We start from the raw sequence: 19,171 nt of genomic DNA on the forward strand, positions 1-19,171 counted from the left end.
GGCGACCCGGCCGGCGGCGAGCGCGTTGCGCCCGGCCAGGCCGGCCCCGGCGAGCAGCGCGCGGGTGGCGAGCACCCCGGCACCGACGGCGAGCAGCAGCGGGGCGGCCTGGGACAGGCCGAATCCGGTGTCGCGCCGCACGTCGGCGGCCGGCTCGGTGGCGACCTGGAAGAACGCGGCGACGGCGAGCGCAAGGGCGCACACCTCGACGGTGGCGGCGGCGAGCGGCCGGCGCGGGAGCACGACCCGCAGCAGGTCCGCGACGCGCCGCTGGGTGGCCGTCCAGTCGGCGACGACCACGATGACGGCGGCCGCCCCGAGCAGCACCCAGAGCTCGACCGGGGGCCGCTGCCGCAGCGCGTAGGCGACCGCGAGCGGCACGGCGGCGCCGGCCGCGAGCGGGATCAGGCTCTGCCCGGCGGTGGCGGCCAGGGCACGCCACCGGGGCAGGCCGCGGATCGCCAGCCGGGCGGCGTCGCCGCGGCGCTCGGCGGCGGCGTAGGCGGCCGCCACCGCGAGGGCCAGCGCGCCGAACAGCAGGACCTGGAGCTCGGCGATGCGGATGCCGCGCAGCGTCGCCCGCCGGTCGGTGGCGAGGGCGGCGGCGAGTGCGGGTGCCCCGGAGTACACCTGCGGAAATGCCGCCTGCAGGCGGATCAGCTCGGCCGAGAGCTCCTCCGGTGCGTCGAACGCCGCCGGGCGCAGCAGGGCGTCGACGGTGGCGATGACCGACACCTTCGCCTGCGCGATCGTGCCGAGCGTCGTGTACGCGGCGAGGCCGCCCTGGTCGGACCAGTACCAGCCGGTCGGGTCGGCCACCTGGAAGACGCCGGTGACGGTGAGCTCGACCGGGGTGGCGGTGAGGCCGGCGTCGTGCCGCACCTTCGCGCCGGGGCCGACCGCGAGCTGCCGGGCCAGGTCGGCGCCGAGCATGACCTCGCCGTCGGCGGACGGGCAGCTCCCGGCGGTGAGCGTGACGTTGCGGCAGACCTCGTCGAGGACGCGCAGCTCGACCGCCTGCTTGCGGTCGCCCGCGTGGAGACCCCCGGCCAGGCGTACCCCGGTGATCATCCGCTCGGTGTTGTCCGACGTCAGCGCGTTGCCGCTGACCAGCTGGCGGAAACGCTCGAGGGTCGGCCCGGGGCTGGTGCCGAGGTCGACCGGGCCGTGGACGCCGAGCGAGCGCTGCGCCTCGCCGGCGGCGCTGATGCGCTCGCGGGTCGCGGTGCGCTCGGCGGTGCTCGCGCCCCAGCCGGCGGCGAGCGCGGCGCTGACGGTGATCGCTGCGAGCAGGGCCATGACGAGTGCCTGCGGGCGTCGCGCCCGCAGCGCGGCGAAGATCAGGCCCAGCATGCAGTGGACCCTAGCGAAGTCCCCTGGGGGCGGCCACCCCACCGTGGCCGCCCCCAGGTGCTCACCAGGTGAAGGTCGCCAGGGCGCCGCCGGGCAGCGTGTACTCGAACGTCTTGCCGCCGATGGTCACCGCGAACGATCGCGGGTCGTCGTTCTGGTTGTGCACGACCAGGGCGATCGTGCCGTCCGGGGTGCGGAAGGCGACGTCCTGGATCTGGCCGTTCCAGCCGGTGGTGCCGTACGAGGTGCTCGCGATGCGCACCGAGCCGGGCGGCACGAACTTGGCCAGGTGACCGATCGTGTAGTACTCGGCGTCGGTGGTCACGCTGCCGTCGGCCTGGCGGGTGACCAGGCCGGTGCAGGTGCCGCAGCCGCCCAGGTGCGGGCCGCCGTCGCCGTCGAGCGCGATGTTCCAGTTGACGACCGACTTCGCCCACTCGCGCGTGGTGCCGATGACGATGTTCCGCGCGTGCCAGACCAGCGTGTCGCGGAAGATCTGGGCCGGCGGGTCGTTCGGGCCGTGCGAGCCGGAGCACTCGGTGAACCAGATGCCCTTGTCGGGGAAGGCGTCGTGCAGCTTGCCCTGCGCCGACGGGTCGCCGGAGTAGCAGTGGTACGCGGTGCCGGCGATCCACTTGGCCGCCGGGCCGGCCAGCAGCCGGTACGGGTAGTCGGTCTCCGGGTCCTCGCCGGGCGGGGTGGACCCGACGTCCCCGGGGTGCGTGGTCCAGTTGTGGTCGTAGCCGAGGATCTTCGTCCGCGGGCTGAACAGGCGCAGCAGCGGGCCGAGGATCTCGATGACCTTCGCCTCCTGGCGCACCGGCAGGTCGGTGCCGGGGTAGGCGCTCGGGTGCCGGTTCTGCGGCTCGTTCTGCACGCTGATGAAGTCGATCGGCACGCCCGCGGCGGTGTAGGCGAGGACGAAGCGCAGCAGGTAGGCGGCGTAGGCCGCGTACACGGCGGGTTCGTCCTTGAGCCGCCCGCCGACGAGGGAGTCGCCGGTCTTCATCCAGGCCGGCGGGCTCCACGGCGTGGCCATGACCTTCAGCTGCGGGTTGAGCTGCCTGGCCTTGCGCAGCAGCGGCAGGATCCGGGCCCGGTCGTGGTCGATGCTGAAGTGCCGCAGCGTGTAGTCGGTCCGGCCCGGGGGCATGTCGTCGTACGTGTAGTGCGCCGGCTCGGCGGTGAAGTCCGACGAGCCGACGGGCTGGCGCAGGAAGCTCACGCCGATGCCGGAGCGCGGGTCGAACAGCTTGCGCATGGTGTCCTCGCGCTGCGCCGGGGTGAGCCGGTAGAGCACGTCGGCGGCGGAGTCGGTGATGGCGGCACCGAAGCCGTCCATTCGCTGGTACGTCTGTGCGGGGTCGACGGTGATCGTGACCTCGGCCGAGGTGCCCGGGTCGAACTTCACGGGTGCGCGCTCGTGCAGCAGCTCGGCGCGGTCGACGGTGGTCACCCAGACCCGGGCGGTCGTGGTCCGGGGTTGTGCGACGGCGCTGCCGGACGCGGCGAGTGCGAGCACGCACCCGGTCGCGATCGCGCCGGTGAGACGGGTGAACATGCGATCTCCTCTGCGGCCTCTGTAACAAAATGAAACAGCCGTGTAACATCGCCGGGCATCAGGAAACTCTCATCGATATCGACTGTCAAGCTTGGTGATGAAACAGATGATTGATCGACGGCGGGTGACAGTCCGCGACATCGCCGCGGCCACGGGGCTGTCGATCGCGACGGTGTCGCGGGCGCTGAACGGGCACGCCACCGTCACGGCGGCGACCCGGGCAGTGGTCGACGAGGCGGCCGAGCGGCTGCGGACGGGATCGCACTCCTTCCGCGGCACCGTGTTCGTGCGCTGCCCGTACCTCCTGACCGACTACTTCGGCCTGATCGTGTCGTCGATCGCCGAGACGCTGAGCCTGCACGGCCGCCAGCTGGTCCTGACCGCGGGCGAGGCCGCGGCCCGCACCCCGCTGCTGGCCGACCTGGCCGGCCGCCAGGGCGTGGCCGGGGTGATCGTGATCCTGCCCCCGGAGCCCGGGTCGGAGCTGCTGGAGCTGCAGGGCCGCGGCGTCCCGTTCGTGGTGGTGGACCCGCGCACCGCCCTGCCGCGCGACATCGTGTCGGTGTCGGCGGCCCACTTCGCGGGCGCCCGGGCCCTCACCGGCCACCTGGTCGGCCTGGGGCACCGCCGCATCGGCGTGCTCGGCGGGCCGACGGAGTGGCTGGTGAGCGACGCCCGCCTGGCCGGGCACAACGCGGCGCTGGCCGACGTGGGCGTGCTGCCGTCACCGGCGCTGCTGCGCGCGGTGGAGCCGACGACCTCGCACGGCTACGCGGCGGCGGCGTCGCTGCTGGACCTGCCGTCCCGCCCGACCGCGCTGGTGTGCTTCAACGACAAGGTCGCGGTGGGCGCACTGCGGGCGGCTGCGGAGCGCGGCCTGCGGGTCCCGCAGGACCTGTCCGTGACCGGCTTCGACGACCTGGACCTGGCCCAGGCGACCGGCCTGACGACGGTCCGCCAGCCGCTGCAGGAGATGGGCCGGATGGCGGTGACGCTGCTGGTCCGCCTGCTGGACCGCCACGAGCTGGACGCCCTGCACGTGGAGCTGGCGACGGAGCTGGTCGTGCGGACCTCGACCGCTCCCCCGCCCTGAGCTACCGGCGGCGGCGGGCGGGCTCGCGTCTGGTCGTGTTCCGCGGCGCGGCGGGCAGCCGCCGGTGGGCCGGCCACTCCACCACGAGCGTGTCGCCGACCTTCAGCGCGCTCCAGCGCTCCTGGGCCGCCCGCAGCGCGGCGACCGCGGTCCGGACGCGCTCCACGGCCGGCCGGGGGACCTCGCCCACCGGGGCGGTCGCGACGTAGTGCGGCAGCTCGGCGTCCGGCAGGTCGGCGGCGCGCTCGACGTAGCCGCCGATGAGCTCGGCCCGCTGCAGCAGCGCGCGGTGCTCACGGATCAGGGCGGCGGACGTGTCCGCCGCGTGGGGCGGCCGGCGGCCCGACACGTGCGTCATGCTCTTGAACACCGCGCCGCCGGCGATCGCACCCCAGATGCCGTCCGGCATGCCCAGCGCATCCTCGACGGTGAAGTGGACGAGGTCGTGCGGGATGTGGTCGGTCACGGGACCGGCATGCATCCGGTACACCACCCCGTCGTCGCGCTCGATCAGCACGTCGGCCCACTGATGGTCGGCCAGCCGGGAGAACGTTACCCGCATTTCCCCACCATCCCGCAGATCGCACGGCGCCACAACGCGATTTCATCGCCGTGAAACGTCGGTCGCGGACCATGGCGGACATGGTCGACGAACGCGCGCAGCTCGAGGTCACCACCCTCGGTGAGTGTCGCATCGATTCGCCGCTCTCGGCGGCGCTGCGCCGGCAGCGCAGCACCCAGCACTACGTCGACGAGGACGACCGGGTGCTGCTCGACGACACGGTGTCGCTCGTCGCCGCCCGCGGGGTGCCGGTGGCGGAGCTGCCGGGGTTCGAGCCGGGCGGACCGCGGTCGAAGATCTTCTTCGACCCGTCGAAGACCCGGGTCGGGATCGTCACCTGCGGCGGGCTGTGCCCGGGGCTCAACGACGTGATCCGGGCCCTGGTCCTGGAGCTCACCAACCACTACGGCGTGCACCGCATCTTCGGCTTCCGCAACGGCTACCAGGGGATGACCGCGCGCTACGGCCGGCCCGTCGTGGACCTCACGCCCGAGGTCGTGAGCGGCATCAACGAGTACGGCGGCACGATCCTCGGCACCTCCCGCGGCAACCAGGACCCGAACGAGATCGTCGACTGCCTGGAGCAGCTGAGCGTCAACGTCCTGTTCGTCATCGGCGGCGACGGCTCGATGCGCGGCGCGCTGAAGATCGCCGATGTGGTCGCCGAGCGGGGCCGCCGCATCGCCGTCGTGGGCGTTCCCAAGACCATCGACAACGACATTCCGTACATCGAACGCTCCTTCGGCTTCCAGACCGCCTTCGGCAAGGCGACCGAGGCGATCCGCGCGGCGCACGTGGAGGCGACGGCGTTCCCGAACGGGATCGGCCTGGTGCAGCTGATGGGGCGGCACTCCGGCTTCATCGCCTGCTATGCGGCGCTGGCCAACAACGACGCCGACTACGTCCTCATCCCCGAGGTGCCGTTCGCGCTCGACGGCCCCGGCGGGTTCCTCGAGCACCTGCGGCGCCGGGTGGTCGACCGCGGGCACGCGATGATCGTCGTGGCCGAGGGCGCCGGCCAGGAGTACCTCAGCACCAAGGGCACCGACGCGTCCGGCAACGTCCGGCTGGAGGACTTCGGCCGCTACCTGCGGCAGCGCATCGCCGAGCACTTCGCCGCCGCGGGCGTCGAGGCGAACCTGAAGTACATCGATCCCAGCTACACCATCCGCAGCGTCCCCGCCGACCCGTACGACAGCGTGTACTGCATCCGCCTGGCCCACGCCGCCGTCCACGCGGCGATGGCCGGGCGCACCGAGATGGTCGTCGGCCGCTGGCGCGGCCGGTTCGTGCACGTACCGATCACGCTGGCGATCAGCTCGCGCAACCTGGTCGACCCGGACGGCGACCTGTGGCTCTCCGTGCTGGAGGCCACAGGTCAGCCGGCCGCGTTCAGCTGAGGCCGGCCCGGCGGGTGCGGACGGCGGCGGCCAGCTCGTCGAGGATGCCCGCGGTCGTGTCCCAGGACATGCAGGCGTCGGTGACGCTCTGGCCGTACGTCAGGTCGCCGCCCAGGTCCTGGCGACCGGCCACCAGGAAGCTCTCCAGCATGATGCCGGCGATGCCCTCCTGGCCCGCGGCGATCTGCTCGGCCACCTCGCCGGAGACCGAGGCCTGGCGCACGTGGTCCTTGCCGCTGTTGCCGTGGCTCGCGTCGACGATGAGGCGCTGCGGCATGCCGGCCTTCTCCAGGCGGGCCAGGGCGTCGCGGATGTCGGACGGGCCGTAGTTCGGGCCCGAGCGGGCGCCGCGCAGGATGATGTGGCAGTCCGGGTTGCCCGTGGTCGACACGACCGCGGCCCGGCCGTCCTCGTCGACGCCGAAGAACACGTGCCTGCTGGCCGCGGTGCGGCAGCCGTCGATGGCGACCTGGACATCGCCGTCGGTCCCGTTCTTGAATCCGACGGGCATCGACAGGCCCGACGCGAGCTGCCGGTGGACCTGGCTCTCCGGCGTGCGGGCGCCGATCGCGCCCCAGGAGACGGCGTCGGCGATGTACTGCGGGCTCGTCGGCTCCAGGAACTCGCAACCCACCGGCAGGCCCAGCCCGAGCACGTCGAGCAGCAGCCGCCGGGCCAGCCGCAGCCCGGTGGGCACGTCGAACGTCTCGTCGAGCCCCGGGTCGTTGATCAGGCCCTTCCAGCCCACCGTCGTGCGGGGCTTCTCGAAGTACACCCGCATCACCACGCAGAGATCGTCACTGTGCTGTGCGGCCGCGGCGGCCAGGCGGCGGGCGTAGTCGACGGCCGCGACCGGATCGTGGACGGAACACGGCCCGACCACGACGAGCAGGCGGTCGTCCTGCCCGGTGACGATCCGGTGCACCTGGTCGCGTGATCGGCGGACCAGGTCGGCGCGTGCGTCGTCCATGGGCAGCTCGGCGGTGAGCTCGCGCGGCGTGACCAGCGGCCGGTAGCCGGTGACCCGCAGGTTGCTGGTGTCGTTCATGAGGCCCTCCCAGGTTGGCGGCGGGCTCATCGGACGACCAGCCCGCCGTGTGACACGACGAAGGGCAGAGACCGAGGTCTCTGCCCTTGCTGGCTCCGGGTGACTGGCGTTCAGCGCAAACGACCGCCGGCTCCACCCGGAGCCACGGTAAAGCGCCAATACCACCGAATCACGCCGCCACTGTACCGCACCGGCCGCCGCGGGCAACGTGACCGGGGCCTCACGCGGCGAGCACGTCGGCGACGGCCTTGCGGGCCGGGTTGGGGCTGGCCGCCGACGCGCTCGGGTGCACCCGGTTGGTGAGCAGGACGAGTACGACCCGCCGCCGCGGCTCCACGACGATCGACGTGCCGGTGAAGCCGGTGTGGCCGAAGGCGCCGCGGCCGGCCAGGCGGCCCATGTACCACGCCTGGTCGAGGTCGACGCCCAGCCCGTGCGCGGCGGACGGGCCGAACGCGGTGTTCTGGTTCGTGCGCATGAGCTCGATCGTGGGCGGCCGCAGCAGCGGGCCGCCGCTCAGCAGCGCCCGCCCGAGCAGCGCCACGTCGGCCGCGGTCGCGAACAGGCCCGCGTGCCCGGCCACGCCGCCGAACGCGGCCGCCGACGGGTCGTGCACGGTGCCGCGCAGCGTGCCCTCGGTCGCCGCGATGCGCGGCAGCAGCGCCGCTGGCGGCCGATACCCGGTGTCGGCCATCCCGAGCGGCACCGCGATCTGCCGCCGCACCTGCCGGTCGAGCGGCTCGCCGCCGAGCCGCTCGGCGAGCGCCCCGAGCGCGATGAAGTTCTGGTCGGCGTAGATGTACCCGCTGCCGGGCGCGGCGACCGGCGGCTCGCGCAGCACGTGGGCGAGCCGGTCCGCCGGGTCGGCGCCGGCGATCGGCGTGTCCTTCGACAGCCCGGACGTGTGGGTCAGCAGCATGCGGACGGTGATGTCCGGCTTGCCCTGGAACAACGGGAGATAGCGGTCGACCGGCGCGTCGAGCTGCACGGCGCCCCGCTCGTACAGCCGCAGCACCAGGATCGCCGTGAACACCTTCGTCAGCGAGGCCAGGTCGTAGAGCGTGCCCGTCGTCGCCGGGACCGGATCGGCGCCGTAGCGCACGGCGTCGCCGACGGCGAAGTGCGCGACGACGTGCCCGTCGACGGCGGCGAAGAGCACGGCCCCCGGGAACAGGTTGGCGTACCGCTGCAGCGCCGAACGAAGCGGCGCCTCATAGCCGCCGGCGGGTGGCGCCCAGGGCGACGGCGTGGACACCGGCAGCGCCCACGGGTCGATCGACGCGGCCGCGACCTGCGGGGCCGAGCAGCCGGCCAGCGCCGCGCCGAACAGCCCCAGGACCGCCCGCCGCCTCACTTGGGCGCGCGGACGGCCTCGTAGAGGGCGGCCATGTCGTGCTCGTGGTAGCCGCGCTCGACCGCGGTCTCCAGCAGGCGCCGCGCCGCGTCGACGACCGACGTGTCGATGCCGGCCTGCGCGCCCAGCTCGCCGACGAGGCGGGCGTCCTTCGCGGCGCCGCTCGCCGGGAAGGCCACCGGATAGTCGCGGTCCATCATGGCCGCTCCCTTGAGCTGGGCGTACTGCTGGTCGAGCGGGCCGCCCGCGATGAGCGACAGGAACAGCTTCGGGTCGATGCCGAGCGCGTCGGCGAGGGCCACGCTCTGCGCGGTCGCGGCGACGGTCGTCATGACCCAGCTGTTGACCACGAGCTTGGTGCGGCTGGCGGCGCCCGCCTCGCCGAGCCAGGTCACCTTGGCCGCGATCGGCCCGGCCAGCTCCTCGACCCGGGCCCGGACCTCGGCCGGCCCGGACCCGAGGATGTTGAGCTTGCCCTGCTCGGCGGGGCCGCGCGTGCCCAGGACGGGCGCGTCGACGTACACCAGGCCGAGCCGCGCGGCGAGCGCCCCGAGCGCGTCCGCGCCGTCGGCCCCGACCGTGCTCATCTGCAGCCAGAGGGCCCCCGGCGTCAGGCCCGGGGCGGCGGCCGTCATGACCTCCTCGACGACCGGCGCGTCGAACAGCATGGTGACGACCACGTCGGCCCCCGCGACCGCCTCGGCCGGCGAGCCCGCGACCACCGCCCCGTCGGCGGCGAGCGGCTCGGCCGCGTCGCGGGTGCGGTTCCAGACCCGCACCTCCTGCCCGGCCTTCAGCCAGTTGCGCGCGATCGCCGCGCCCATGATCCCGGTTCCCAGCACCGCCAGCGTCATGCCCCGATCGTCGCATCCGCGCGGTTGGCGGCCTTTTCCGGGGCGCGCGTGCCGAAGGCGCTCAATGCCGACTCCAGCAGCGGCAACGCGTGCAGCACCTGCCGCGTGCGGATCAGCGCGTCCCACACCCGCTCGAACTTCTTCCAGCCGCCCGCGTACGCCAGGTGGCGCAGCCGGTCACCGGCCGACGAGTGGGCCGCGGCGCCGCGCCAGAGGTTGCCCCAGCGGTAGAAGTCCCGGTACGCCCGCCAGTACCCCGCCTCCAGCTGCGCCGCCGTCATCCCGCGCGGCTCGTACACCACGTGCCGGGTGTCGTACAGGTCCCAGTCGCGGTGCCGGATCCGCCCCTCGCCCTCGATCCGCCGGAAGAGCCCGGTCCCCGGGTACGGCGTCATGATGTGGAACGTCGCCGTCTCGACTCCCTGCCCGACCGCCCAGGCCACGGTACGGTCGAACACGTCGGGGCCGTCGGCGTCGAGGCCGAACACGAAGCTCGCGTTCACCATCGCCCCGGCGTCGTGGACCCGCCGCACGACGGCCGAGTAGTCGCGCCCGACGTTCTGCCGCTTGCGCTGCTCACCGAGCCCCTCGGCGTTCACCGTCTCGAAGCCGACGAACACGCTGCGCAGCCCGGCCTCGACCGCCAGCTCCAGCAGGTCCGGCTTCAGCAGGGCGTCCACTGTGGACGCCCCCTGGAACACCCGGCCCATCCCGCGCATCCCCTCGAACAGCGCCCGCGCGAACCGCGCGTTGCCGAACAGGTGGTCGTCGAGGAAGTACAGATGCCGCCCCGGCAGCCGCTCGATCTCGGCGAGCGCGGCGTCGACGGCCTGCGTGTAGAACGACCTGCCACCCTCGAAGAAGGCATCCTTGTAGCAGAAGTCGCAGTGGTGCGGACATCCCCGCGTGACGACGATGGAGTTCGGCACGAGATACCGATGTCGCTGGATGAGGTCCCGCCGGATGGGCGGCAGCCCTTCGAGCGTTCTCTTCTCCGAGTCGTACCGCCGCAGCGCCGCCTTCCGCCGGAAGTCCGCGAGAAACACGGGCCAGGTGTCCTCGCCGGGCCCGGTGAAGATCACATCGGCGTGCTCTGCGGCCTCGTCGGGCAGCGAGGTGACGTGCAGTCCGCCGAGCGCGACGAAGACGCCGCGACGGCGGTACCAGTCGGCCAACTCGTACGAGCGGCGCGCCGAGGTGATGTACACCTGGATCACCACCAGGTCCGGCAGGGGGTCGTCGCTCGGGTCGAACCGCTCGACGTGCTCGTCGACGATGCGCACATCGTCGTCGTCGCCCAGATACCCGGCCAGGGTGGCCAGCCCGAGCGGCGGGAAGAGGGAGTACTTGATCGGCCGGAAGAGCGGACTGGTGGCCTCGGTCAGGGCCGGAAGAATCATCAGCACCCGCATGGATCCGACGGTAGGCGCGCCGCCGGACCCGATTGGTGGACGACTTGTGGAGATGCCGTGCCACAACGACCCGTCAGAGGTCCACGTCGACCCAGACCGCGGCGTGGTCGGAGGCGCCGTGGCGGGCCGCGGTCAGGTCCTCGTAGACCGTCCAGTGGCTCGGCGGCTTCTTGTTCGACGGGGTGCCCCACAGGCCCTTGCGGAAGACGCCGCCCGCCGTCACCCGCTCGGCCAGCTCCGGGCTGAGCAGGATGTAGTCGAGGCGGTTGCCCAGGGTGCAGGACTGGAAGCTGCCCGGGCGCTCGTGGTCGGTGTCCTTCGCGTCGTAGAGGCCCGTGAACGCGTCGAGGTCGTAGGCGTTGACCAGCGGCGTGCCCGGGTCCAGCAGCGGCTCCAGGGTCGGGTGGTGCTTCGGGTCGTGGCGGTCCGGGGCCTTGTTGAAGTCGCCCATGATCGCCACGTACTCGGCGCCGTCCGCGCGGAGGCGGTCGTAGATCGCGCGTACCTCGGCGCTCTGGCGGGACCGCAGCGGGTCCGGGTCGCCGCCGGTGAAGGACTGGCTCTTGAGGTGGTTCAGCAGCAGGTACAGGTCGGTGCCGCCCGGCAGCCGTAGCTTGTACAGCGGGCAGTCGCGGCTGAACAGGCGCTTGCCGGGGCGGCCCGGGTCGGGGACGTCGACGTGGCTGCGGACCCAGTCGACGTCGATCGCCGCGGTACACACGAGGCCCACGTCGATGCCGCGGGCGTCATTGCCGTCGACCAGCATCGCGTGGCCGTAGCGGCCGTCGAGCAGCTCGTCGTTGAAGCGCACGAGGGCCGGGCGGTTCTCGGCCTCGACCAGGCACAGGACGTCGGCGGCGACGTCGCCGATCACCCGCGCCGTCATCCGGGTCGACTGCTCGTCGACCGGCTCGACGGTCAGCTCCACCCAGCCGGTCCAGTCGGCCCGGCCGCGGGCCACGATGCGTGGCTCGCGGTCGTCCGGCGCGGCGAGGAAGTCGCCGCGGTTCTCGCGCAGGACCGCCCACGCGGTCTCGAACTGCTCCTTGTTGAGCCGCCGCCCGGCGCGCGTCTCCACCAGCACGCCGAGCGTCTGCAGCGCGTCGAGCATCGCCGCCTTGTCGTCGTCGGAGTACTCCGCCTTCGCCGCGATCCGGTTGAACGTCTCGAACGCGGTCAGCGCCGGCTGCCCCGCATCCCGGAGCGCTTTGGCTCGTGCGAACAGGTTCTCCACGTTGAACGTCGCCAGCCGCATGCACGCACCGTAGCAATCCCTCACCGACGGTCAGGTCGGCAACGCGACACGTTCGTCCCAGTCGATGGGGTGGTCGAACTGCCACGCGAACGAGCTGGGCTGCGCGAACCGCATCAGCACCGGCATGAGCAGGTCGCGCAGCACCCGGCCGACCGGCCCGGCGGCCTTGTCGCTGTTGGTCCGCTCGGCCATCTTGATGATCCGCTCCACGCGCTGGCGGCGGATCCGCTCGTACTGCTGGAAGGCCTGCTCCCGGGGAAGGTCGCGCAGGCACCGGGCGAGCTGGACCGCGCTCTCGATCGCGAGGGAGGCGCCCTGCCCGGAGCTCGGGCTGGTCGGGTGGGCCGCGTCGCCGATGAGCACGACGCTGCCGCGGTGCCACGTCGGCACCCTCGGGATGTCCTCCAGGCCGCCCGTGACCACCAGCTGGTCCGGGTCGGTGCGGCGGATCAGCTCGACGGCCGGCACCCGGTCGTCGCGGAACACCTCGGCCAGCCGTCGCAGCCACTCGTCGTTGCCGGTCGCGCGCGCCTCGGCGGCGCTCATCGGCGTGCGGTGCGGCAGGTTGGCGAACCAGCCGCCCTCGTCCGGGCCGACCTGGTACCCGAAGAAGGCCCGCTTGCCGAACACCATGTGCATCTTGTCGTGGGTGTCGTCGAGGCCGTCGGTCTTGGCCACGCGCGCGCCGAAGCCGAGCAGTCCGGCGTAGCGCGGCTCGGGCGCCGCCGGGTCGATCAGGCGCCGGGTGGTGGAACGGATCCCGTCGGCGCCGATGATGACGTCGGCAGCCGCGGTCGTGCCGTCCGCGAACCGGGCTTCGTCACCATCAATGTTGACGAGTTTCTTGCCGTGCTCGAACGCGATGCCCCGCCGGACGGCCTCGTCGTACAGCGCGCGGTACAGCTCCGCCCGCCACACGAGCAGCATCGGCGGCAGGTCGGCCGGGCTGCCGAACTCGCCGAGCCGCTTGCCCGTCCAGCTCTGCATGACCATCCCGGCCATGGGGGTGCCGATCCGCTCGACGACGTGCTCGGCATCGATGGCCTTGAGCGCGGTACGCCCGTTGGGCGCGATGCTGAGCGCCCCGCCCACGCCGTCGGCGGTCCCGTCGTACGCCTCGAACACACGACTTTCGATCCCGGACTTCTGCAGCGCCATGGCTGCGACGGGGCCGGCAATCCCGCCCCCGATGACGATCGCCTTCATGGCTCAAGTATTCAGCTCTGACTAGTCAGAGTCAACTATTCGCGCGCAACTCCTCGTGGAAGGCTGCCCACGTCGGCCCCCAGTCCGTGGTGATCTTCTCGATGAACTCGCCCACGAAGGCCGTCTCGGCATCGATCAGCCTGACCCGATATACCTCCTCGACCAGGAACAACGGGTGCACGCCCTCACTGTCGGCCAGATCGATCGCCCGCTGCGTCTCGGCCCGCACGGCGTGGAGCCGCCGGAGCCGCTGGTCGAGCAGCTCGACGACCTCGTCCGGTTCGAGCGCGCCGATGAGCGAGAGCGCGGAGACGAACGCCGGGTACTCGTGCTGCGGCTGCTCCACCAGCTCCCGGAGCCAGTCGCGCAGCTCGGCCCGCCCCTCCGCGGTGATCGCGTACACGGTCCGCTCGGGCCGCTGGCCGTCGCGGCTGGTGGCCTGCTCGGCCACGAACCCGGCCTTGGCGAGCTGCTGGATGACCATGTACAGCGACCCGTGGGTGAACTTGATGCTGCGCGCGTCGCCGTTGGCCTGCAGTGCCTTGCTCAGCTCGTAGGGGTGCATCGGCGCCTGGCTGAGGTATGCGAGCGCGGCGAGCGCAAGGAGGTTGGCGACCTTCCGCTTGCTCATCGCCCGCCGCCCTTCGGCTTGATCGCCGTTTCGGCCTCGGCGGCGCCCTCCTTGGTCGCGCGCTGGTCGATGTCCCCGACCACGCCGAGCTCGGCCAGCGACCCTTCGTCAAGCTGGATGTGGGCGACGGCGAGGTTCTCCTCGAGGTGCTCCAGCCGCGACGTACCTGGGATGAGCAGCGTGTTCGGCGCGACGGCCAGCACCCAGGCCAGCGCCACCTGCGCGGGCATGACGTCGAGCCGCCGGGCGACGTCCTTGACCCGCGGGTGCCCGATCACCCGCTCCCGCCCGAACGCGGCCCCGAGCGGAAAGAACGGCACGAACGCGATCCCGCGCTCGGCACACTCCCGCAGCACGCCCTCGGACCCCCGGTCGACGAGGTTGAACGGATTCTGCACGCAGGCGATCGCGGTCCGCCCGAGTGCCCGCCGCAGCTGCCCCACCTCGACGTTGCTGAGCCCGATCCCCCCGATGAGCCCCTCGTCGCGCATGGCGATCATCGCGTCGAGCTGCTCGCCGAACTCCCCGTGCCCGGTCAGCCGCAGATTGACCACCGCGAGCTGCTCGAGCTTGAGCGCCTTGAGGTTCTCCAGCACGCCGGCCCGCAGCTGCTCGGGCCGCTGCGCCGGCACCCACCCGCCATGGGCGTCCCGCTCGGCCCCCACTTTGCTGACAATGACCAGCCGCTCGGGGTACGGATACAACGCGCTGCGCAACAGCTCGTTCGCGACGTCGGGCCCGTAATACTGGGCCGTGTCGATGTGGTCGACCCCCAGCTCCACGGCCCGCCGCACCACGGCCAGCGCCTCGGCCCGATCCCGGGGCGGCCCGAACGCCCCACGCCCGGGAAGCTGCATGGCCCCGAACCCGACCCGGTGCACCTTCCGACCGCCCAGTGGGAAGCTCTTCACACGGCCAGCCTACGGCCCGCCACCCCCACCCCAGCCACACCACGTGCCGTTCCCCCCACCCGGCCCCACTACGAGTCGATGGCGGCGGCGCACCCCCAACCCCCTGCGCCGCCGCCTTCCCCCCGTTCGGAGTTCCGTGGCCGTAAGCCTGCCCGGTGGCAGGTGCTCCGCACATCGGGGAATGTCCCCCACAGCGAATCTCAGGGTTCCCGGGCGGCGCGGTGGGTGGCCGGTAAATGGGTCACCGGGTCGAAAACCCGACCGGCGCCGCGTATGTCCGATCCACTACGGTGTACGGGCATGACCGCACCGAACGCTTCCGGCCCCACCCCAGCCGGGCTCGGCGCCCGTGTCGTCGCCCTGGTCGGGGCACTGGTCGCGCTGCTCGCCCTCTCGTTGCCGTGGGCGAGCGAGGACAACACGATCACGGTCCAGGGGCAGCTCTTCGACTCGGAGGCGTTGCTGGTCCGGGGCGGGGTCGAGTGGACCGGATGGGGGATCGCGGCGGCCAGCCGGCTCGACGGGCACCGGCCGGTGGCGATCGCCGTGGCGATGGTCATCATCACCGGGACCGTGGTGGTGGCCGGGATCGCCTGGGCGGCGTTCGAGCGGCCACGGCGGATCTGGATCGCGCCGGCCGCGGCCGGGGTCGCCCTGCTGCTGTTCATCCTGAGCTTCCCGCTGCTGTCGGGCGTGCAGGGGCGGTTCGGGGCGGGGCACATCACGTCCGTCGAGTTCGGGGTCGCGGTCTGGCGCCTCGCATTGGCCGTCGTCGTTGTCGGGGCCACCCGGCTCGCGCTGCTCCAGGAAGTGGTGCGGCCCGGGCGGCGCACGTATCAGTAGGGATGATCCCCGGTCAGAACATGATCACGGTCTTGACGCCGTCCCCGGTTCACTCGCCCACCAGTCGCGCGGCGTGGTGGTACTGCTGCCTCGTCACGAACCGCAGCATCTCGTTCATGCTCGTGAGCGTGGCGTCGTCGAACCGGTCCATGAACGCGCTGCCCTCGGTGACGATCGGCCCGAAGATCTCGCCGGCGACGCGCGTCGCGTGGTCGGTCGGGCGCACCGTCACCCGCCGCCGGTCGGCCGAGTCGCGCACCCGGGTCACGTAGCCGGCCCGCTCCAGGCGGTCGATCGCCGTCGTCACCCCGCCGGTCGTCAGCCCGGCGGCGGCCGCCAGCTCGCCCGGGCTCAGCGGCTCCGGCGCGAACAGCAGCTCCAGGCAGCGCATGTCGGTGCGGTTGAGGCCGAGCCGGTCGGCGACCCGCTGGTCGAGCACGTCGACCGCGCGCTGGTACGCCTGCATCAGCTCGCCGAACTCGGCAATCAGGGGCCTCACCCTTGCCAGCCTACCGGATCGCTCGTACCGTAAGTAACTAGAAAATCTAGTCACTCAACAATCAAGGCGGTACGCATGCGAGTCATCATCATCGGCGCCGGCACGGGCGGCATGTGCCTCGCGCACGGGCTGCGCCGCGCGGGCGTCGACGTCGTCGTCTACGAGCGCGACCGCACCCGCACCAGCGGCCTGCACGGCTACCGGGTCGGCATCGACCCGCACGGGAGCCGCGCGCTCAAGGCCTGCCTGCCGCCCGAGCTGTACCGCACGTTCGTCGCCACCTGCGCCCGGGCGCCCGAGTGGTTCGCGTTCCTGGACGAGCGCCTCCGCCCGACGCTGACGCTCCGCCTGCGACCGGCGGCGGACGACGTCAACGACGAGAAGTCGGTGAGCCGGATGACGCTGCGGCAGGTCCTGTTCACCGGCATGGAGGACGTCATCCGGTTCGACAAGGAGTTTCAGCGGTACTCCCACACGCCCGACGGTCGCGTGACCGCGCACTTCGCCGACGGTACCGCCGACACCGCAGACCTGCTGGTCGGGGCCGACGGCGTCAACTCGCCCGTCCGCCGCCAGCGGCTCCCGCACGCCCGGCTGGAGGACGCCGGGATCGTCGCGATCGCCGCGAAGGTGCCGATGACCCCGGAGAGCACCGCGCTCATGCCGCCCGGGCTGTTCCCCGGCATCGGCCTGATCCTGGCGCCGCGCGGCCTGGCCTGCATCCTGCACTGGATGGAGTTCCCGTGGTCGGCCGACGGCCGCCCGGAGCCGGCCGGCAACGACGCGGACCTGCTGGCCGCGTGGCCCGGCCTGCTGTTCGACAACACGCGCGACTACCTGAACTGGGGCCTGTCCGCCGCGACGGGCCGGTTCCCGGCCGACGTCATGGACCGCCACGGCCGCGACCTGGTCGACCTGGCGATCCGGATGACCCCGCGCTGGGACGCCCGCCTGCACCGGCTGTTCGCCCTGACCGACCCGAGCACGTGCTTCCCGATCAACATCCGCACCTCGGTGCGCGTCGACCCCTGGCCGACGGACAACGTCACCCTGCTGGGCGACGCCATCCACACGATGACCCCGGGCCAGGGCGTGGGCGCCAACACCGCGCTGCGCGACGCCCACCACCTGGTCCAGGCCCTGACCAGCGGTCGCCCGCTGCTGGAGGCGGTGGCGGCCTACGAACGCGCGATGCTGGAGTACGGCTTCGCGGCCGTCGAGGCCTCCAAGCGGCAGACCGGTGGCGACCAGCTGATCCACAAGCCGGTCATCGGCCGCCTGGCGCTGGCCGGTCAGCGCGCGTTCCTGCGCGCGACCGACCGCATCCCGGCCCTGAAGCGCCGCTTCGAGGCCGGCCTCTACGAGACCCGCGGCACCCTAGAGGCCGAGGACGGCGGGGAGGTCGCGGACCGACTCCAGGACGTGGGTGGCGCCCGCGGCTGACAGCGCCTCGGCATCGTGTGCGCCGGTCAGGACGCCGGTGACCGTGCGGGCGCCGGCGCGCAGGCCGCACAGGATGTCGTAGGTCGTGTCGCCGGCCGTCGCGACCTCGCGGACGTCGTCGATCTCCAGCCGCAGGACCGCGGTCAGGACCAGGTCGGGGAACGGGCGGCCGCGACCGGCCTCGGCCGGCACCAGGGTCAGGTCGGCCAGCTGCTGCCAGCCCAGCGCGGCCAGGATGCGGTCGGCCGTCGCGCGGGAGAAGCCGGTCGTCAGGGCCACCTTCACACCCGCGGTGCGCAGCGTCTCGACCACGGCCGCGGCGCCGTCGATCGGCACGCAGTGGCCGGCGCCGACCAGGTCGCCGTAGGCCGCCTCGAAGGCCGCGTTCGCTGCCTGGGCGCGAGCCTCGGTGCCCGCGTTCGCGCCCTGGGCGCGGGCCTCGTCGCCGGTTAGCAGGTGGCGGAAGACGCTGATCTTCGACTCGCCCATCGTCGCGCGGACGTGGGCGAGCATCGGGGCGTACGCCGGGTCGTCCGGCGCGACCCCCTGGGTGCCGATCGCCGCCGTGAACGCCTGCTCGACCAGGCCGTCGTCGCGGACCGTCGTGCCGGCCATGTCCAGGACCACCAGTGCTACCACGCCAACTCCTCGGCCGTCTGCTCGGCGATTGCGGGGGAACAGGTCATGCCGCGGCCGCCCGGGCCGGTCACCAGCCAGGCGCCGGGCCGGACCTGCGAACGGTGGGCGACGGCCGCCGGGTCGAGGCACTGGGCGTACACCCCGTGCCACCGCCTGACGATCCGCGGGAGCGGCCGGCCGAGCAGCTCGGACGCGACCTGCGTGACGTGGTCGTACGGCGCCTCGACCTGGTCGAACGGGAACGGCTCCGCGTAGGCGTGCGTGTCGCCGATGGTGAGGCCGCCGTCGAGGCGCTGCACCATGAGCAGCTGCATCGCGTGCTCGGCGGCGACGGGCGGCTGGGGCTGCCCGGCGAGCGGCGCGGCGTCGTAGGCCGGGTAGTAGCGGAAGCTGTCGGCGTCGGCGACCGACGTGGTCAGCGGCTCCCCCAGCGGCTCGGTCTGCGCCATCTGCAGCCAGACCCGCCGCACGGGCAGCGCCGGGGCCAGCTCGCGGACCAGCCCGCTCAGCGCGGCGCCGGTGGCCAGCACGACCTGGTCTCCGGCGTGGGTCTCACCGTGGTCGTCCACGACCCCGTCCGCCGACACGTCGCGCACCTCCCGGCCGGGCCGCCAGGCATACCGGCCGGATGCCTCCAGGAGCGTTCGCAGCGCGGGCAGGGCCACGCGCGACTCGACGGCGCCGTCCAGCGCGCAGTGCAGGGCGCCGAGGAACGATCCGCGCAGCGCCGGGTTGAGCGCCCGCGCCTCGGCCGGCGACAGCAGCCGCCAGCCCCGCGTCGCCGCGGAGTCCCGCGCCAGGGCCGTCCTGGCCACCTCCAGCTCGGCCTCGGTGCGGCACAGGGTCAGCGAGCCGTTGCCGCGGAAGCCGACGCCGGGAACCCGCGCGCCGATCTCCTCCCACAGCTGCCGGGCCCGCAGCGCGGTCGCCAGCTCGGGACCCTCGGCGCGGCCGGAGACCCACACCAGGCCGAAGTTGCGCACCGACGCGCCGCGGGCCTCCGCCTCGCGCTCGAGGTGCACCACCTCGTGCCCCCGCTCCACCGCATGCCAGGCGTGCATGGTGCCGAGCACCCCGCCGCCGACGATGACGATCCGCACCGGTCAC

General features: G+C 73.0%; 18 protein-coding genes. 4 read left to right on the plus strand and 14 right to left on the minus strand.

Features of this window, described 5'->3' with window-relative positions:
- A partial coding sequence (locus ABZS66_RS29945; protein ID WP_354763414.1) for a hypothetical protein occupies positions 1 to 1,353 on the minus strand: 1,353 nt, incomplete at its 3' end.
- A 61-nt stretch (positions 1,354 to 1,414) separates the two neighbouring features.
- Positions 1,415 to 2,914: a glycoside hydrolase family 30 beta sandwich domain-containing protein gene (locus ABZS66_RS29950; RefSeq protein ID WP_354763416.1), complete on the minus strand. Its 1,500-nt coding sequence runs from the start codon at positions 2,912 to 2,914 to the stop codon at positions 1,415 to 1,417.
- A gap of 106 nt (positions 2,915 to 3,020) precedes the next feature.
- Between ABZS66_RS29950 and ABZS66_RS29955 the strand changes: the two genes are divergently transcribed.
- Positions 3,021 to 4,007 (plus strand): LacI family DNA-binding transcriptional regulator, encoded by a 987-nt coding sequence (locus ABZS66_RS29955; protein WP_354763418.1) that lies wholly within the window; start codon positions 3,021 to 3,023, stop codon positions 4,005 to 4,007.
- Between the two features lies 1 nt (position 4,008).
- On the opposite strand, the gene ABZS66_RS29960 is transcribed toward ABZS66_RS29955, so the two are convergent.
- Entirely contained in the window at positions 4,009 to 4,569 is a 561-nt protein-coding gene (locus ABZS66_RS29960; RefSeq protein ID WP_354763420.1) for a hypothetical protein, read from the minus strand.
- An 80-nt stretch (positions 4,570 to 4,649) separates the two neighbouring features.
- Between ABZS66_RS29960 and ABZS66_RS29965 the strand changes: the two genes are divergently transcribed.
- A complete protein-coding gene (locus ABZS66_RS29965) occupies positions 4,650 to 5,969 on the plus strand; it encodes an ATP-dependent 6-phosphofructokinase (protein WP_354763422.1) in 1,320 nt (439 codons plus the stop codon).
- Here ABZS66_RS29965 and ABZS66_RS29970 read toward each other — a convergent pair.
- From ABZS66_RS29970 to ABZS66_RS30005, 8 genes are all read right to left on the minus strand, one after another.
- Complete coding sequence (locus ABZS66_RS29970; RefSeq protein ID WP_354763424.1) at positions 5,962 to 7,017, minus strand: 3-deoxy-7-phosphoheptulonate synthase; 1,056 nt, start codon at positions 7,015 to 7,017, stop codon at positions 5,962 to 5,964. The two genes, ABZS66_RS29965 and ABZS66_RS29970, sit on opposite strands and share 8 nt — an antisense overlap.
- Before the next feature lie 220 nt (positions 7,018 to 7,237).
- A complete protein-coding gene (locus tag ABZS66_RS29975) occupies positions 7,238 to 8,371 on the minus strand; it encodes a serine hydrolase domain-containing protein (protein WP_354763426.1) in 1,134 nt (377 codons plus the stop codon).
- Positions 8,368 to 9,225, minus strand: coding sequence for an NAD(P)-dependent oxidoreductase (locus ABZS66_RS29980; protein WP_354763428.1), 858 nt, complete (start codon positions 9,223 to 9,225; stop codon positions 8,368 to 8,370). Before ABZS66_RS29980 ends, ABZS66_RS29975 begins: the two co-directional genes overlap by 4 nt.
- Positions 9,222 to 10,637, minus strand: coding sequence for a radical SAM protein (locus tag ABZS66_RS29985; RefSeq protein WP_354763430.1), 1,416 nt, complete (start codon positions 10,635 to 10,637; stop codon positions 9,222 to 9,224). The genes ABZS66_RS29980 and ABZS66_RS29985 overlap by 4 nt, the downstream gene beginning before the upstream one ends.
- Before the next feature lie 73 nt (positions 10,638 to 10,710).
- The gene (locus ABZS66_RS29990) at positions 10,711 to 11,892 is read right to left on the minus strand and encodes an endonuclease/exonuclease/phosphatase family protein (protein WP_354763432.1); all 1,182 of its coding nucleotides are present in this window, start codon (positions 11,890 to 11,892) and stop codon (positions 10,711 to 10,713) included.
- Between the two features lie 30 nt (positions 11,893 to 11,922).
- Entirely contained in the window at positions 11,923 to 13,098 is a 1,176-nt protein-coding gene (locus ABZS66_RS29995; protein WP_354763434.1) for an NAD(P)/FAD-dependent oxidoreductase, read from the minus strand.
- A gap of 31 nt (positions 13,099 to 13,129) precedes the next feature.
- Positions 13,130 to 13,729, minus strand: a complete 600-nt coding sequence (locus ABZS66_RS30000; protein WP_354763436.1) for a PadR family transcriptional regulator — start codon at positions 13,727 to 13,729, stop codon at positions 13,130 to 13,132.
- Complete coding sequence (locus tag ABZS66_RS30005) at positions 13,726 to 14,640, minus strand: oxidoreductase (protein WP_354763438.1); 915 nt, start codon at positions 14,638 to 14,640, stop codon at positions 13,726 to 13,728. Before ABZS66_RS30005 ends, ABZS66_RS30000 begins: the two co-directional genes overlap by 4 nt.
- A 300-nt stretch (positions 14,641 to 14,940) precedes the next feature.
- On the opposite strand from ABZS66_RS30005, the gene ABZS66_RS30010 reads away from it, so the two are divergent.
- Entirely contained in the window at positions 14,941 to 15,483 is a 543-nt protein-coding gene (locus ABZS66_RS30010; RefSeq protein WP_354763440.1) for a hypothetical protein, read from the plus strand.
- A 49-nt stretch (positions 15,484 to 15,532) separates the two neighbouring features.
- Here ABZS66_RS30010 and ABZS66_RS30015 read toward each other — a convergent pair whose 3' ends face one another.
- Positions 15,533 to 15,982: a MarR family transcriptional regulator gene (locus tag ABZS66_RS30015; protein WP_354763442.1), complete on the minus strand. Its 450-nt coding sequence runs from the start codon at positions 15,980 to 15,982 to the stop codon at positions 15,533 to 15,535.
- 75 nt (positions 15,983 to 16,057) lie between these two features.
- Between ABZS66_RS30015 and ABZS66_RS30020 the strand changes: the two genes are divergently transcribed.
- Positions 16,058 to 17,425 carry an NAD(P)/FAD-dependent oxidoreductase gene (locus ABZS66_RS30020; RefSeq protein ID WP_354763444.1) on the plus strand — a complete coding sequence of 456 codons (1,368 nt, stop codon included), beginning with the start codon at positions 16,058 to 16,060 and terminating at the stop codon, positions 17,423 to 17,425.
- Here the strand turns inward: ABZS66_RS30020 and ABZS66_RS30025 are convergent.
- Together ABZS66_RS30025 and ABZS66_RS30030 are read right to left on the minus strand one after the other, a co-directional pair.
- A complete protein-coding gene (locus ABZS66_RS30025; protein ID WP_354763446.1) occupies positions 17,360 to 18,064 on the minus strand; it encodes a phosphonatase-like hydrolase in 705 nt (234 codons plus the stop codon). The two genes, ABZS66_RS30020 and ABZS66_RS30025, sit on opposite strands and share 66 nt — an antisense overlap.
- Entirely contained in the window at positions 18,058 to 19,164 is a 1,107-nt protein-coding gene (locus ABZS66_RS30030) for a TIGR03364 family FAD-dependent oxidoreductase (protein WP_354763448.1), read from the minus strand. The genes ABZS66_RS30025 and ABZS66_RS30030 overlap by 7 nt, the downstream gene beginning before the upstream one ends.
- Positions 19,165 to 19,171: the final 7 nt, after the last annotated feature.

It is taken from the genome of Dactylosporangium sp. NPDC005572 (assembly GCF_040605515.1).
Lineage (GTDB): Bacteria > Actinomycetota > Actinomycetes > Mycobacteriales > Micromonosporaceae > Dactylosporangium.